Source organism: Methylocystis parvus (assembly GCF_049675845.1).
Taxonomy (GTDB): domain Bacteria; phylum Pseudomonadota; class Alphaproteobacteria; order Rhizobiales; family Beijerinckiaceae; genus Methylocystis; species Methylocystis parvus_A.
This window is the reverse complement of record NZ_CP187161.1, coordinates 3,231,255-3,245,524: the sequence shown is the minus strand read 5'-3', so window position 1 is coordinate 3,245,524 and position 14,270 is coordinate 3,231,255. Positions and strand designations below refer to the sequence as shown.

Sequence of the window (14,270 nt, the reverse complement as noted above, 5' to 3'; positions counted from 1 at the left end):
CGGATACGGGGCGAAAGAGAATGAATAACCAAATCAGCGGATTACGTGGCGGTCCCGACAGGATTCGAACCTGTGACCTTCGGTTTAGGAAACCGCTGCTCTATCCTGCTGAGCTACGGGACCCGCTTGACCAACATCTACCACAGCGGGCCTGATTGAAAAGTTTCCTTTGTGGACGACCGCCATGTTCGAATCCGCGCGCCTGCCGCATGTCATGACCAAAGAGGAATTCGAGGCCGCCGAGGCGCGGTTGCGCGAGCAGTTGCTCGACGCGCAGTTCGAGGTCGCCGAGCAGAAACGCGCCGCGGTCCTGGTGCTGATCAACGGCTCGGACGGCGCGGGCAAGGGCGAGGTGGTCAACCGGCTCTATGACTGGCTGGACGACCATCTGGTCGAGACGCTTTCTTACGGCGCGCCGACCGACGAAGAGCGGGCCCGGCCGGGCTCCTGGCGCTATTGGCGGGACATGACGGCCAAGGGCCGCATCGGCCTGGTGCTGGGCTCCTGGCACCATCGCCTGCTCCGCAACCGCGCGCTGCGGCGGCTCGACAAGAACGCCTATGACAACATGCTGGAGGAGATGATCCGCGCCGAGGAGATGCTGCGGCTCGAAGGCGTTCATCTCCTCAAGATCTGGCTGCAGATGGACGACGACGAGGCGCAGAAACGGCTCGAGAAGCTGCGCGAGTCCAACGGATCGCTTCGCCGTCCGGCCGTGATCGAATGGTCCGAATTCGACGGCTCCAAGGCCCGCGCGCGGCTCGTCGACGCCGCGCTGGAGATGATCGAGAAGACCTCGACGGGCGACGCGCCCTGGGCCGTCGTGCCGGCCGCCGATCCGCGTTACCGGGACGCGGCCGTGGGCGATCTCCTGCTGCAGACCCTCCAGCGCGCCGCCGCGGGGGCCGAGGCGTCGCCGCGCACCCGCGCCGTCGCCGCGCCCGCCTCCGACCTGCCCCGCCCGAGCCTCGCCTCGGCGCTGGATCTTACAAAGGAGCACGACCCCGAAACCTATAGCCAGGACCTGCGCGCGCTCCAGCGGCGCCTCACCGAAGCGACGACGGCGAAGACCTTCAGGGACCGCGGACTCGTGATCGTCTTCGAAGGCAATGACGCAGCCGGCAAGGGCGGCGCCATCCGCCGCGTGCGCGAGGCGCTCGATCCGCGCCGCTTTCGCGTCCACGGCGTCGCCGCGCCGACGGACGAGGAACGCGCGCGCCCCTATCTGTGGCGCTTCTGGCGCAACATCCCCAGGCGCGGCGACGTCGCCATTTTCGACCGCAGCTGGTACGGCCGCGTGCTGGTGGAGCGCGTCGAGGGCTTCGCGGAGCCGGAAGACTGGATGCGCGCCTATCAGGAGATCAACGACTTCGAGCGCCAGCTCGGCGAGACGGGCTACCTCGTCGTCAAATTCTGGCTCGCCATCTCGCAGGACGAGCAGTTGCGCCGCTTTCAGGATCGCGAGGCGAAGCCCTTCAAGCGCTACAAGCTCACGCCCGACGACTGGCGCAATCGCGAGAAATGGGAGCTCTACGAACAGGCGATGACGGAGATGGTCGACCGCACGAGTTCGCGCCTCGCGCCCTGGACGCTCGTCGAGGCCAACGACAAGAAATACGCCCGGCTGAAAGCTCTGCGCACGATCGTCGAGCGGCTGGAGGCCTGACCCGATCTGACACAAGCCTCGCGTCAGCCGCCAGGCTTAGCCTCAAGCTGCGTCATGTTCATGATGGCCTTTCCGGAGCGGAAAGGGAGACGCATTGCGAGGATCGACATGCAGGGGAAAGACGCCCTGGCTCTGCTGAGCTTTTCCGACAATGAATTTTTGGACGCCGCAGGGCCGGCGGTGCTGCGGCTGAAGCTTCTCGAAGCCGACCACCTCTCGCAGAGCCGGCGCCTGCCAGAGGACATGCGCGAGGCCGCGCGCCGGGCGGCGCATGAGCTGCGCGCGCTCATCGCTGAACGCCCCTGCATATCCCTCATCGATCACGCCGCGAAACGGGCGGTGGCGGAAGTCCCCGCCGCCGCGAGCCCAACGCCGCAAATCAGAGTGATCGCCGGCCATGCTTGAGAGCGCGCGCGTACGCCCGCTCCAGCTTGCCGACAAACTCCCGAGGGCGGCCTCGTCCTTCGAGACGCGAGCTTCGCTCGCTCCTCAGGATGAGGCCTAAGATATTGTTATAAAAAAGAAAAACCTCATGCTGAAGGAGCTTGCGCAGCAAGCGTCTCGAAGCGCGAGGGGCGTCAACCCTACTTTCTCAGCGGGCTGAATTGCGGCTCAACTCCGCCCGATAGCTTCTTCTCCCAGTCGAGCGCCTGCCGCACGATCTCGTCGAGATCGTCATGCTCGGGCTTCCAGCCGAGAATGTTGCGCGCGCGCTCGTTGGAGGCGACGATGGCGGCCGGATCGCCGGGGCGGCGCGGGGCGTATTCCACCGGGAAATCAACGCCCGAAATGCGCTTGACCGCCTCGATCACCTCCAGCACCGAAAAGCCCCTGGCGTAGCCGCAATTGGCGACGAGGCTCTTGCCGCCGCTGCGCAGATAGTTCAGCGCGTCGATATGGGCGCGGGCGAGGTCCGTCACCTGGATGTAGTCGCGCACGCAGGTGCCGTCAGGCGTCGGATAATCCGTGCCGAAGACCTGCATCCTGGGGCGCTTCCCCAGCGCCGCCTGCGCCGCGACCTTGATGAGATGGGTGGCGTTGGGCGTCGACTGGCCCGAGCGGCCCTTGGGGTCCGCGCCCGCGACGTTGAAGTAGCGCAACGCCACATAGGCGAAGTCGTGGGCGCGCGCCGTATCCTCCAGCATCCACTCGACCATGAGCTTGGAGCGGCCATAGGGCGAGACGGGCTTCAAAGGCTCGTCCTCTGTCACCGGCAGATGGTCGGGATCGCCATAGACGGCCGCGGTGGAGGAGAAGATGAAATGCTTCACGTCGCAGCCGACCGCCGTCGCGATGAGCGTGCGCGCTTTCGCCGTATTGTTGAGGTAGTAGCCCAGGGGATCGGCCACCGAGTCCGGCACGACGATCCTTGCGGCGAAATGGATGATGGCGTCGACGTCGTGGCGGGCGATGGTCTCTGTGACGAGGTCCTCGTCGCCATCGTCGCCGACGACGAGCGGCACGCCGTCGGGCACCGCCCATTTGAAACCCGTGGAAAGATCGTCCAGCACGACGGGCTTTTCGCCGGCGTCGAGGAGCTCGAGAACCGTATGGCTGCCGATATAGCCGGCGCCGCCCGTCACCAAAACAGCCATCTTCGTTTCCTATCTTTCCTCACGTGAAATTAACGCCGCAACCTTAAAAAACAGGCGCCTCGCGGGGCGGCTCCGGCTCTTTCCGCGAGCTTCGGCGTTTCCTGGCAACTACTCACTCGAAGCGGACACTCATGACCAAGCGCATTCGCAAGGCTGTTCTCCCCGTCGCCGGTCTCGGCACGCGTTTCCTGCCGGCGACCAAGGCCGTGCCGAAGGAAATGCTCACCGTTGTCGACCGCCCGGTGGTCCAGCACGTGGTCGACGAGGCGCGCGAGGCCGGCATCGAACATTTCGTCTTCGTCACCGGCCGCGGCAAGGCGGTCATCGAAGACCATTTCGACATGTCCTATGAGCTTGAAGACACCTTGCGCCGCCGCAACAAGACCAAAGAGTATGAAGCCCTGATGGCGGACCTGCTCCCGGCCGGCGCCACGAGCTTCACCCGCCAGCAGGCGCCGCTCGGCCTCGGCCACGCCGTCTGGTGCGCGCGCGACATCATCGGCGACGAGCCTTTCGCCGTGCTGCTGCCCGACATGATCACCCTGCCCGCCGCCGGGAAAACCGCGCGCTGCCTCGCCGAGGCCGTCGCGGCCTATGAGAAGCATGGCGGCAACATCATCGCCGTCGAGGAAGTAAAGCCCGAGGAGACGCATCAATACGGCGTCGTCGCCACGGGCAAGGATTACGGCTCGAGCTTCGAGATCACCGGCATGGTGGAGAAGCCGCCGCAGGGCACGGCGCCGAGCAATTTCATCATCTCCGGCCGCTATATTCTCGAGCCGAAGATCTTCGAACTTCTGGAGAAGGGCGAGAAGGGCGCGGGCGGCGAGATCCAGCTCACCGACGCCATGATCCATCTCGCCAAGGAGCGCCCCTTCCATGGCGTGCGCTTCGACGGCCGCACCTATGACACGGGCTCGAAGCTCGGCTTCCTCGCCGCGAACATCGCCTTCGGCCTCGCCCGCCCCGACATCGCCGACGGGCTGAAGGCGGAGATCAGGAAGCTCGTGGGCTGATCTCGCTTCGAGCGCTCGAAATAAGAAGGGCGGAGCCGGCGGCTCCGCCCTTTTTGCTTTACTGCCCGCCCGAGCCCGGAGGCGGCGGCGGCTTCGGCGGTTGGGGCAGCGAGGAGAGGACGAAATAACGAAGCTCATGCTTCGCGTTCGGCTCCATATAGGCGAAATTGTCCTTGCACCATTGAACGGCGATAGGCGCCGTGTTGAGGCTGCAGTCGACCGCGACCTTGTTGTCGGCCGGAATCGGCTGGTTCGCCGGCGGCTTCGGCGGATAATGCGGCTCCTTGAGAAAGGTCTTGTAGATCACGCCGTGATTGTCCCGCAGCACGATGCGGCAGGTCGGATAGGCCGTGGGATAGAGCGGGAAGGACGGATAATCCGGGTCGATGATCTTTTGCGGATTGTCCTTCGAGGGGTCGTTTCCGCAGAAGACGCCATAAGCTTCGAAACGCGGATCGTCCGTCTTGGCGTAGCCGATATTCACATTGACGGGGAACTGGGCGGGATTCGGATTGGGAAGTCCCCCAACCCCGCCGACGGCGATGATGAAGCCCGTGCCGTCCGCCTGCAGATTGCCCACGGCGTCGTCCACCGAATAAGCGTAGGCGTTCTTGATGCCGAGATAGGTATGGATCAGCCAGGTGTAGGGGTTGAAATCCAGATTGAGCTGCAGCTCGTCGAATTTGTCCTTGAGCGTTTGATAATTGGCGGCGTAGCCCGGGGTCTTTTCGAGCAGGTTGAAATCGACCGGGCAGTTTTCGGTGAAAGGCGTCCATCCATAGACATGCGCGCGCATCTCTTTTTCGTCCAGGACGGTCTTCGGTTTGGTCTGATCGCAAGGCGAGCCGGCGGCGCCGTATTTCTGCGCATAGTTCGCGTAATTGGCGGAGAACATCGCGCGTATCGCGTTGATGTCGTTGCAGATCGGCGTGTTTGCCGTAGGCAGGCAGGAGTTCCAGTTGTCCACCAGCCTCTGGATCGGAGCCCATGGCGGGGGCGGCAGGTCGGGCGACGGAATGTCCGAGGTCAGGCCGTGCATCAGCCGCATGGTCGACGGGACTTTCGCAATCAACGCCCGCTGATTGTCGATGAATTGCGGCCAACCCTTGATGCGCGGATCGGTTTCAGCCAGAAATTTCGTGATCTGGTCTTTGAATGGCCCGACGGGCGCAAGCGTACCGACATAGCCGACGTCGGGATTTCCGTAGGGCTCGATCGCGGCCGGCATAAAGGCTGTGTCGACATAGGAAACGTCGACGTCGATATTGGTGGTGACGAGTTCGACCGGATCCTTGTTCTGCTTGAGCGCGCCCAGCGTATATTCGGTGAGCTGGGACGGTTCATTGTCCTTCAGCCCGGCAGGGTCGGAGACGATCTTGAGATCGTCGCAGGCGATCGGCGCCTTGTTGGCGTCGGCGCAAGTCATGACCGGCTGGGGGGAACCCTTGATCGGCTGTTTGGTCTGCGCCGCGAGATTGCGGTTGTAATTCGCCGTCAAAGCCGCAGGCGGCTGCCCGAAATCCTTTCTGAGGCGGAAAATCTCGACGCGGCCGCCGCCCCACCAGTCGATATACTGGTCTTCCTTCTTGGGATCCGGATTGGTTTCGAGCTGGCTCAAAAGCGGCAGCGTGAGCGTGATGGACTCGCCGGGCCGAACGCCGCGCACCGGGTTGAAATAGAGCCGGTATTGCCGCGCGGTCTTCGGATAGGGGAATTTCGGATAATCGGCCTTCTTGATGTTGCAAAACGCCTGGAGCCAGGCGTCCTGCGTGGCGGTGCCCGTCGAGAGCACCGGATAAATGTTGAAGTTTTTGGCGTTGTTGAAAATCTGGAGAGTCATCGTCGGAACGGGCTTGATGAGCCCCGACGATCCGCAGGAGGCGGTGGCGCCGGTCTGCGCCTGGGCGACGCCGGAAGCGAGCCCCAGCCCGACCGCGCCGAGCGCGGCCCCCAACAGACGCAGCCACGACCGAGCGCTCCCCATCCCCGCCTCCCAAAATCCAATTTTCACGTAGATTTAGAAGGCAAGATCAAGGTTCAATTGCTGGCTGTCAAGCGCGAGCCAAAGAGTGGTTGCAGACAACGGCGTGAAAGTGGAATTCTAGCGACCGCTTCACCGCCGGCGAGCGAGCGCCCAGCGCAGGAGAACGATCTGCGCGACGAGCGCCACGAAGCGCATGTTCCAGTAAGAGAAAAAGGCGCAGGGCTCGTTGGGGTCGGCGCAGCCGAAAGCGCGTTCGAGCGGCTTATCGACGAAAAAGCCGGCAAGCGGGCCCAGCGGCGCGGATATCAGCGCCATGGCATGACGCGCAAAGCGCCCGACGCCTCGCAGGCGGTCGCCGACATCGTAATCGTCATAGGCGTTGACATAGATCGCCAGCAGCACGAGCGCGGCGACGACCGTGACGATGGAATAAGCGAGCCAGATTTTGCGGGTCATGTCGCCCCGCCGACGGTCAACCCTTCTTCGGGCGAATGCGGATGATCACGTCGCAGCCGACGATCTCCATCCCCTCGGGCGGCGCGGGCAAGCGGGCGAATTCGACCGAGCCGTCGGCGGCGTCGAACATCCGGCCCGTCGCCTCGTCCATGAAGTGGTGATGCGGCGAGGTGCGGGTGTGGAAATAGGTGCGATTGCCCTGCACCGCGATCTCGCGCAACAGCCCGGCCTGCGCGAACTGGTTCAGCGTGTTGTAGACCGTCGAGAGCGACATGGTCAGGCCGGCCTCGCGCGCCTCGGCGTGCAGCGCTTCGGCGCTCACATGGCGGTCGCCCTTGCCGAAAAGCAGCTTGCTCAGCGCCAGACGCTGCACCGTGGGACGCAGCCCGGCGTTGCGCAGCCGCGTCTTGGGATCCACCGCCACGCCCGCGGGCTGCTCGCGCAGACGGCGCGAATTGTCGAAGCTCCTGGCAACTGGCTGATGCGTCATTTGAAGCCCAAAGCGAGGTTGCTCGCCCCTTGAAACCGTGTAGTTCACAGTAGACGGCAGCGCAGCGGCCCTGTCAAACGAGACAAGATATAAGATTTCCAAACAAGCGGCCCGCCATGACCCTGAAGCATCGCGATTTTCTCTCCCCTGCCCTCGACCGCCGCCACGCGCTGATCGGCCTCGCGCTCGGCGCCCTCGGAGCCGCCGCGCCGGCCCGGGCGGACGATTTTGCGAGCTTTGTGCAGGGTCTGTGGCCCCAGGCGCAGGCCGCGGGCGTCTCGCGGGAGACTTTCGAAGCCGCCGTTTCCGGCCTCGCGCCAGAGCCGGGCGTGCTCGCCAAGCCGAAGGCGCAGGCGGAGTTCACCATCTCCATCCCCGCCTATCTCGCCGGGACAGTGACAAATAGTCGCGTCGCGCGCGGCCAGTCCGTGGCGGCGGAGCTTGCCGGGCCCCTCAACCGGGCGACGAGGCGCCATGGAGTTCCGGGCGAGATCATCGTCGCCATTCTCGGCGTGGAGAGCAATTTCGGAACGGCGACCGGCGGCGCCGACGTGTTGAAGGTGCTCGCGACGCTCGCCTGGAAAGGCCACCGCGCCGAGACCTTCATCGAGGAATTCGTCGACGCGCTGGTCATGCTCGAAAAGGGCTACGCCACGCGGGGGCAGCTGCGCGGCTCCTGGGCCGGCGCGATGGGCCAGCCGCAATTCATGCCCTCGGCCTATCTCAAATTCGCAGAGAGCGACGACGGCGCAGGCGCGCCGGACATCTGGCGCTCGCATGCCGACGCCATCGCCTCCATCGCCAATTTTCTGGCGAAATCCGGTTGGGCTCCCGGCCTGCCGGCCGTCGTGGAAGTGCGGCTGCCCGAAGGCTTCGACTATGCGACCTTCGACCTCGATTTCCCGCGCTGGCGGGCGCTGGGCGTTACGCGCGCCGATGGCGGCGCCCTGCCCGCGAGCGGCGCGGCGAGCCTTTATCTGCCGGCGGGCGCGAGCGGCCCCGCCTTTCTGATCTCCGACAATTTCGAGGTCATCCGGCAGTACAACACCTCCGACGCCTACGCCATGTCGGTGGCCGTTCTCGCAGAGCGCATCGCCGGCCGCGACATGCCCATCGCGCCCTGGCCGCGCGTCGCGCCGCTCTCGACGGCGGACGTCAAGGCGATGCAGCAGCTTCTGACGCAGAAGGGCTATTATCGCGGGACGCTCGACGGAAAGCTCGGCCGCACGAGCCGCAACGCCGTGCACGCCTTCCAGATCGCGGAAGGGATTCAGCCGGCGGACGGTTTCGCGACGAAGGACGTGCTGGCGCGGTTGCGGGGGAAGTAGGCTCCCGCCTCCGGCGCCGGCTTACCGCACCGGCGCGGAGACGAAGCCGAAGGCGACGCGGGTCAGCATATCCGAGCCGAAGCGTTCCTCGGCGCGGCGGACGGCCTGGCCGCCGAGGTTGCGATAGAAAGCGAGGGCCTTGTCGTTGTCCGCCAGCGCCCAGACGATGGTCGAGAGATAGCCGTGCTCGGCGAGCTCCCGCCGCGCGGCGGCGAAGAGCCGGCGACCGAGGCCGAGGCCCTGATGTTGCGGCGAGAGGTAAATCTCGAAGATTTCGCCCGAATAGGGCATGGAGGGCACGCGGTTGCGGCCATAGGTCGAATAACCGACGATGCTGTTGTCGAAGTCGAGCACCAGCAGGCCCGTGCCGCGTATGATGGCCGAGTGCCACCACGCCGGCCCCCGCCGCGCAATCATCCGCTCGAGCTCCACGCCCGGAATCACCCCGCGATAGGCGTCGCGCCAGGAAGCGTCGTGGACGCGCGCGATTTCCTCGGCGTCGCCGGGTCTTGCATGGCGAATGGAGAAGGCGGTTTTGACCATGCCGGAATGTTAGGTCTCAATTCAGCCTTTCGGCAAGAGGCCCAAAAGGTCGAAAGCGTAAAAAAACAAATGCGCTTCGATTAAAGTTTTGTTAACCTTCGCCGTCGCTGCACGGCGGCGGCTTTTGCTTGCCTGCCGCTGCGCATTTGCCTATCCTGAGGCGGTTTCGGCCGCATGACGAACGCCTGTCGGCTTCGTCCCCGGCCGACAAAGCGAGGACATTGGATCGTGGCAGTCGACGCCGCCACATACGGAGCCGAAATGGCGCGCGAGCCGCGCGGCGCAATCTGCGCCCGCGCCCTGTCCTCCTGCGCGCTCGCCGGCCTGCTGCTTCTTCGTCGCCCCTGATCGCCCGCAGGGCTCATGAGCCCAGGCCGTCAGGGGATGCGACGCAACCAGGATCAGCCCGCAGGACGGGCGCAGCAGCTCTAGAAAGTTTTCTCACATGACCCATTCCGCGAACGGCTCCAACAATAGCGAGCGCGTCGTTATCTTCGACACCACATTGCGCGACGGCGAGCAGTCCCCCGGCGCCTCCATGACGCTGGAGGAGAAGCTGGAGGTCGCCGATCTGCTCGACCAGTTGGGCGTCGACATCATCGAAGCGGGCTTTCCCATCGCGAGCCCCGGCGATTTCGAGAGCGTCGCGGAAGTCGCGCGCCGCGTGAAGAGCGCCTCCGTCGCCGGCCTCGCGCGCGCCTCCGACAAGGACATCGACCGCTGCGCCGAAGCGCTGCGCGAGGCGAAGCGGCCGCGCATCCACACTTTCATCTCCACCTCGCCCGTGCATATGAAATACAAGCTCCAGATGGAGCCGGAGCGGGTGCTGGAGTTGATCGCCGCCTCCGTCACGCGCGCGCGCAATCACGTCGCGGACGTCGAATGGTCTGCGGAAGACGGCACGCGCACGGAAATCGACTTCCTGTGCCGCTGCGTCGAGACGGCGATCAAGGCCGGCGCGACGACCATCAATATTCCCGACACGGTCGGCTATACGACGCCGCAGGAATATGAAGCCCTGTTCCGCACCGTGCGCGAGCGCGTGCCGAATGCGGACAAGGCGATCTTCTCCGTGCATTGCCACGACGATCTGGGCCTCGCCGTCGCCAATTCGCTGGCGGGCGTGCGCGGCGGCGCGCGTCAGGTGGAATGCACGATCAACGGTCTCGGCGAACGCGCCGGCAACGCTGCGATGGAAGAGATCGTGATGGCGCTGAAGACGCGCCACGACATTCTGCCCTTCCATACGAATATCGACGCGAAACTGCTGACGCGCGCGTCGAAGCTCGTCTCGGCGGTGACGTCCTTCCCGGTGCAATACAACAAGGCGATCGTCGGCCGGAACGCCTTCGCCCATGAGAGCGGCATCCATCAGGACGGCATGCTCAAGAATGCGCACACCTATGAGATCATGACGCCCGAAAGCGTCGGCGTGTCGAAGACCTCGCTGGTCATGGGCAAGCATTCGGGCCGCCACGCCTTTCGCGAGAAGCTGAAGGAGCTGGGCTATGATCTGGGCGACAACCAGCTCAACGACGCCTTCAACCGCTTCAAGGACTTGGCCGACCGCAAGAAGTTCGTCTATGACGAGGATCTGGTCGCGCTGGTCGACGACGAGATCGTCACCGCGCATGATCACATCAAGGTTCTCGCCCTGATGGTGATGGCCGGCACGCAGGGCCCGCATCGGCGGCGCTGACGCTCGACATCGAGGGCGACAAGGTCACGCATCAGGCCACCGGCAACGGCCCGGTCGACGCCATCTTCAACGCCATCAAGGCGCTGGCGCCGCATGAGGCGACGCTGGAGCTCTATCAGGTCCACGCGGTCACCGAAGGCACGGACGCGCAGGCGGAAGTTTCGGTGCGTCTGTCGGAGGACGGCAAATCCGTCACCGGCCGCGGCGCCGATCCGGACACGCTCGTCGCCTCGGCGCGCGCCTATGTCTCGGCGCTCAACAAGCTGATGGTGAAGCGCGGCCGCGCCAAGCCCGAGGCCATGCAGGCTGTCTGATAAAAAACGGAGCCCTTGCGGCTCCGTTTTCTTTTGCGCAAGGGGTCGCGGGTGTCCGGGAGCCTTGAACACTTCTCTCTGCTCGGCGGCCCGTTCTTCAAGCTCGGCGAAACGCTCGGCCTCGTGCGCGGCCGCTCCAACACGGTTCCCTCAGGGATCGCGCTTGCCGGCCTGTGCTGGGTCGTTCTCGTCGCGCTCGCATTCGCGAATGGCGGCGCGGAGGAACTCTTCACGCTTCCCGCCATCGCCGTCCATGCGCGGCTCCTCCTCGCCATCCCCCTGCTCTTCGTGGCCGAGACGGCGCTCGACGCGAAGCTCGAGGAGTTCGTCGCCCTCCTCGTGCGCTCCGGCGTCGCGGGCGCGAAAGCGCTTCCCGAGCTCGAAGCCGAAGCCGACCGCCTCTATGATCGCGCGCATTCCTGGCTCCCGGACGCCGTGAGCCTCGCCGCCGCGCTGGCCGTGACCTTTCTGGGTCGCAGCACAGGCGTTTCGGCGGAGGTCGAAACCGGCCGCGCGTTGCATGCGCTGCCGCTGGCGGGCGCCTGGTATTGGTATTTCTGCCTCCCGCTTTTTCGCTTTTTGCTGTTCCGCTGGATCTGGCGGCTGCTCCTGTGGTGGAGCCTTTTGAGCCGCCTTGCGAAGATGGATCTCAATCTCTCCGCCGCGCATCCCGACCGCGCCGGCGGCCTTGGCTATCTCGAAACCGTGCATACGCGTTTCGCCGCCCTCGCCATCGCGATCTCCGTCACAGTCGCAGCGACTTTCGCCGAGGAAATTGCGGTGGGCGAAGAAACTCTGAGCGATATCTACCCCACCCTCGCGGCGACGCTCATTCTCAACGTCGCGCTGTTCATCGCGCCGCTCGGCCTCTTCCTGTTCAAATTGCGCGCCTGTCAGGAAAAGAGCTTGCGGGACTATGGCGCGCTCGGCGCGCGCTACGTCCAGGCCTTCGAGCTAAAGTGGCTCAAGGACGCGTCGCAGGACGAGCCGCTGCTCGGAACCGCCGATCTGCAATCGCTCGCGGACCTCGCCAACAGCGTCGAGGTGGTGCGCAAGATGCGGCTCGCGCCGATCAGCGTCCGTCTCCTCGCGACGATCGGCGTCGCGGCGGCGCTGCCCCTGCTGCCGCTGCTTCTCTTCGAATATCCGCTGGCGGACCTCGTTAAGATGCTTTTCAAGAAGCTCGCGGGCATTTGAGACGCGCCTCGACCAACCGAGGCCCTAAAACCGCGTCTGCAGCCGCAGCGCCATATAGGTTCCGCGCGGGCGGTTGGCGTTCCATGGCTCGACGATCTGCAAATCGCCGGTGAGCCGCATCCAGGGCGTGATCGCCCAATTGTAGAAGGCCTCGATCCCGCCCTCGCTGCGCCGATAGATGCGCCGCTCGGCAAGGCCCGCGAGGAGCGGCGTCGTCAAGCCGTAATGAAAGAAGCCGACGCCCCATTGGTCGATCTCGCGGCCGGGCAGCAGATTATTGCCGCCGAGCCCGGCGAGCATGCTCCACCGGACGGGGTTCGGATTACCGTCCGACAGCGTCGCCAGGGTGAAGAGGCCCCAACCCACATTCGGCTTCTCGGCGTTCTGCACGAGATATTGCTGCACGGCGTAGGATGCGAGCCAGAAGCCCTTCTTGGTGACGCCGACGAGCGGCGCGAGACGCGTGCGCGACTCGCCAATGTCGTCGAGATCGAAGCCGCGCGCATTGCTGTAACCGCCGCGAAGCGTGTGATAACCGCTCAGCCCCGCAATCTCCGTCGGCACGGTCACGCCGCCGACGACGCCTATCCCTCGCTCGAAGGGCCGCTCCAGCACGCGCGGATTGGCGGCGTTGCGGGGATCGGCGAAGATGAGATTGAACGTTGCGACATCGGTCTTCAAGGTCGCCACGCCGCCGAGAATATATGGCGGCGACACGATGAGCCTGTCCGCCACAGTGCCGGGCGAAGCGACGCCGATGCCGGTCGACGGCAGAGCGAAGGCGCGGTTCATGAACGTGTCCAGCCCGCCCCCGCCGATGAGCGGCGTCTGGGAGGCGAGCGTCATGGTGTTGAACTTGCCGACGCTCACCGACAGCTGCTCGCTCAATTGCTGCGTGACGATCAGCGACAGCGCCGTGTGATAGTTATTCTGCGCCACGAAGGCCTGCGCGGCGTTCACCGGGAGGAGCGCATAATCCCTCTGATTGATGTTCAGGCCGATATAGTGCTCGTATTGCGCATTCACGCGCAGGCCCCGCCACAGGCCGAGCTTCTCGGCGTCGACCTTCAGAAAGACGTCCAGCTTGCCGCCATAGCGCGACACGCCCTGATTGCCGCCGGCCGCGATGCCCTGAAAAAACTGCGTGACCCAGACGTCCGTATCGATCCCCAGGCGTCGCAGATGCTCCTTGGGGCCGCCGGGGACGTCGGTCAGCGTCTTCTGCGACAAAAGCGAGACGGCCGTCGCCTCCTTCTTGGCCTCCTTCGCCTTCGCGCTTTGGGAGCCGACCGCGCAAGAAATAAGGGCGCAGCTAAGCGTCAGGACGAATTTTGAAAAGCTCCTCGCCATCGTCTCGCCCGATTGGAATCGTGTCGGGCGAGACTGCCTCTTTCCACGGCGGGCCACAATGGCGGCTTCGCAACAGCGAAGAAAAGAATGGCGCCGAAAGAACAACGGCTCGCCTTGCAATCGCCTGGTCGAGCCTTAACTCTTTTACGACCCCGACGGACCTGATCCGCCGGAGAAAAACGGCCCGATCGCGGATGTACCGACGGGCCGTTTTTCGCGTTCAGCGCTCAGCGCCAGCGGCCGTGCCCGCCCCCATGCCACCCGTGGCCGCCATGCCAACCATGGCCGCCCCAGCCATAACGGCCGCCATGCCAATGGCGACCGCCGCGCCAGCCATAGCGGTAGCCGCCATAATAGGGGCGTCCCCAACCATAGCCGTAACGGCCGTGATAATGGCCAGCATAGGTCCACCAGCAGCGATAGCGGCCGCAAACGCGCACCGCATGCGCTTCTTCCGTCGCCGGCGCCAGACCGACATTGGCGACCGGCATGGCGGACGCCGCGCTCGAGGCGAACGCCGAGAAGCCGCAGACGAAAGCGGCTGAGATTACGAACTTCACAGGAGCGTTCATGCCGATGATCCTCTCTGCAAGGCCGCGGTTCGGAATCTGACGCCGCAGCAGGGCAAGGAA

General features: G+C 64.8%; 12 protein-coding genes, 1 tRNA gene and 1 pseudogene. 6 read left to right on the top strand and 8 right to left on the bottom strand.

Annotation, left to right across the window (positions count from 1 at the left end; all coding sequences use genetic code 11):
* Window positions 1-46: 46 nt before the first annotated feature.
* Window positions 47-123: transfer RNA gene (locus tag ACPFMJ_RS16820), tRNA-Arg, on the bottom strand.
* A gap of 61 nt (window positions 124-184) precedes the next feature.
* On the opposite strand from ACPFMJ_RS16820, the gene pap reads away from it, so the two are divergent.
* Together pap and ACPFMJ_RS16810 are read left to right on the top strand one after the other, a co-directional pair.
* Complete coding sequence (gene pap / locus ACPFMJ_RS16815) at window positions 185-1,666, top strand: polyphosphate:AMP phosphotransferase (RefSeq protein WP_424361078.1); 1,482 nt, start codon at window positions 185-187, stop codon at window positions 1,664-1,666.
* Window positions 1,667-1,774: 108 nt separating this feature from the next.
* The gene (locus ACPFMJ_RS16810) at window positions 1,775-2,071 is read left to right on the top strand and encodes a hypothetical protein (RefSeq protein WP_424361077.1); all 297 of its coding nucleotides are present in this window, start codon (window positions 1,775-1,777) and stop codon (window positions 2,069-2,071) included.
* A 179-nt stretch (window positions 2,072-2,250) separates the two neighbouring features.
* On the opposite strand, the gene galE is transcribed toward ACPFMJ_RS16810, so the two are convergent.
* Window positions 2,251-3,261: a UDP-glucose 4-epimerase GalE gene (gene galE, locus ACPFMJ_RS16805; RefSeq protein WP_424361076.1), complete on the bottom strand. Its 1,011-nt coding sequence runs from the start codon at window positions 3,259-3,261 to the stop codon at window positions 2,251-2,253.
* Window positions 3,262-3,392: 131 nt separating this feature from the next.
* Between galE and galU the strand changes: the two genes are divergently transcribed.
* Window positions 3,393-4,277, top strand: a complete 885-nt coding sequence (gene galU, locus ACPFMJ_RS16800) for a UTP--glucose-1-phosphate uridylyltransferase GalU (RefSeq protein WP_424361075.1) — start codon at window positions 3,393-3,395, stop codon at window positions 4,275-4,277.
* A gap of 58 nt (window positions 4,278-4,335) precedes the next feature.
* Here the strand turns inward: galU and ACPFMJ_RS16795 are convergent, their stop codons facing one another.
* The 3 genes from ACPFMJ_RS16795 to irrA all read right to left on the bottom strand — a co-directional run bounded on the left by ACPFMJ_RS16795 (window position 4,336) and on the right by irrA (window position 7,207).
* Window positions 4,336-6,261, bottom strand: a complete 1,926-nt coding sequence (locus ACPFMJ_RS16795) for a hypothetical protein (RefSeq protein ID WP_424361074.1) — start codon at window positions 6,259-6,261, stop codon at window positions 4,336-4,338.
* Between the two features lie 129 nt (window positions 6,262-6,390).
* Window positions 6,391-6,717: a hypothetical protein gene (locus ACPFMJ_RS16790; protein ID WP_424361073.1), complete on the bottom strand. Its 327-nt coding sequence runs from the start codon at window positions 6,715-6,717 to the stop codon at window positions 6,391-6,393.
* Between the two features lie 16 nt (window positions 6,718-6,733).
* Window positions 6,734-7,207, bottom strand: coding sequence for an iron response transcriptional regulator IrrA (irrA, locus tag ACPFMJ_RS16785; RefSeq protein ID WP_424361072.1), 474 nt, complete (start codon window positions 7,205-7,207; stop codon window positions 6,734-6,736).
* Between the two features lie 116 nt (window positions 7,208-7,323).
* Here irrA and ACPFMJ_RS16780 point away from each other — a divergent pair, with 116 nt between their 5' ends.
* The gene (locus ACPFMJ_RS16780) at window positions 7,324-8,535 is read left to right on the top strand and encodes a lytic murein transglycosylase (RefSeq protein ID WP_424361071.1); all 1,212 of its coding nucleotides are present in this window, start codon (window positions 7,324-7,326) and stop codon (window positions 8,533-8,535) included.
* A 21-nt stretch (window positions 8,536-8,556) separates the two neighbouring features.
* On the opposite strand, the gene ACPFMJ_RS16775 is transcribed toward ACPFMJ_RS16780, so the two are convergent.
* On the bottom strand, window positions 8,557-9,078 hold the full coding sequence (locus tag ACPFMJ_RS16775; RefSeq protein ID WP_424361070.1) for an N-acetyltransferase family protein: 522 nt from the start codon (window positions 9,076-9,078) through the stop codon (window positions 8,557-8,559).
* Between the two features lie 445 nt (window positions 9,079-9,523).
* Between ACPFMJ_RS16775 and ACPFMJ_RS16770 the strand changes: the two are divergent.
* Both ACPFMJ_RS16770 and ACPFMJ_RS16765 read left to right on the top strand, forming a co-directional pair.
* Window positions 9,524-11,091: pseudogene (locus tag ACPFMJ_RS16770) on the top strand (2-isopropylmalate synthase).
* Between the two features lie 51 nt (window positions 11,092-11,142).
* On the top strand, window positions 11,143-12,288 hold the full coding sequence (locus ACPFMJ_RS16765) for a hypothetical protein (protein ID WP_424361069.1): 1,146 nt from the start codon (window positions 11,143-11,145) through the stop codon (window positions 12,286-12,288).
* Between the two features lie 24 nt (window positions 12,289-12,312).
* Here ACPFMJ_RS16765 and ACPFMJ_RS16760 read toward each other — a convergent pair whose 3' ends face one another.
* Together ACPFMJ_RS16760 and ACPFMJ_RS16755 are read right to left on the bottom strand one after the other, a co-directional pair.
* Window positions 12,313-13,638 carry a carbohydrate porin gene (locus ACPFMJ_RS16760; protein ID WP_424361068.1) on the bottom strand — a complete coding sequence of 442 codons (1,326 nt, stop codon included), beginning with the start codon at window positions 13,636-13,638 and terminating at the stop codon, window positions 12,313-12,315.
* 227 nt (window positions 13,639-13,865) lie between these two features.
* Window positions 13,866-14,210, bottom strand: a complete 345-nt coding sequence (locus tag ACPFMJ_RS16755) for a hypothetical protein (RefSeq protein WP_424361067.1) — start codon at window positions 14,208-14,210, stop codon at window positions 13,866-13,868.
* Window positions 14,211-14,270 lie beyond the last annotated feature (60 nt).

Bases quoted from the DNA above. Each gene is read 5' to 3' on its own strand.
- ACPFMJ_RS16760 (WP_424361068.1), bottom strand. From the start codon at position 13,638: ATGGCGAGGAGCTTTTCAAAATTCGTCCTGACGCTTAGCTGCGCCCTT.
- galU (WP_424361075.1), top strand. From the start codon at position 3,393: ATGACCAAGCGCATTCGCAAGGCTGTTCTCCCCGTCGCCGGTCTCGGC.
- ACPFMJ_RS16795 (WP_424361074.1), bottom strand. From the start codon at position 6,261: ATGGGGAGCGCTCGGTCGTGGCTGCGTCTGTTGGGGGCCGCGCTCGGC.
- pap (WP_424361078.1), top strand. From the start codon at position 185: ATGTTCGAATCCGCGCGCCTGCCGCATGTCATGACCAAAGAGGAATTC.
- ACPFMJ_RS16775 (WP_424361070.1), bottom strand. From the start codon at position 9,078: ATGGTCAAAACCGCCTTCTCCATTCGCCATGCAAGACCCGGCGACGCC.
- galE (WP_424361076.1), bottom strand. From the start codon at position 3,261: ATGGCTGTTTTGGTGACGGGCGGCGCCGGCTATATCGGCAGCCATACG.
- ACPFMJ_RS16810 (WP_424361077.1), top strand. From the start codon at position 1,775: ATGCAGGGGAAAGACGCCCTGGCTCTGCTGAGCTTTTCCGACAATGAA.
- irrA (WP_424361072.1), bottom strand. From the start codon at position 7,207: ATGACGCATCAGCCAGTTGCCAGGAGCTTCGACAATTCGCGCCGTCTG.
- ACPFMJ_RS16790 (WP_424361073.1), bottom strand. From the start codon at position 6,717: ATGACCCGCAAAATCTGGCTCGCTTATTCCATCGTCACGGTCGTCGCC.
- ACPFMJ_RS16755 (WP_424361067.1), bottom strand. From the start codon at position 14,210: ATGAACGCTCCTGTGAAGTTCGTAATCTCAGCCGCTTTCGTCTGCGGC.
- ACPFMJ_RS16780 (WP_424361071.1), top strand. From the start codon at position 7,324: ATGACCCTGAAGCATCGCGATTTTCTCTCCCCTGCCCTCGACCGCCGC.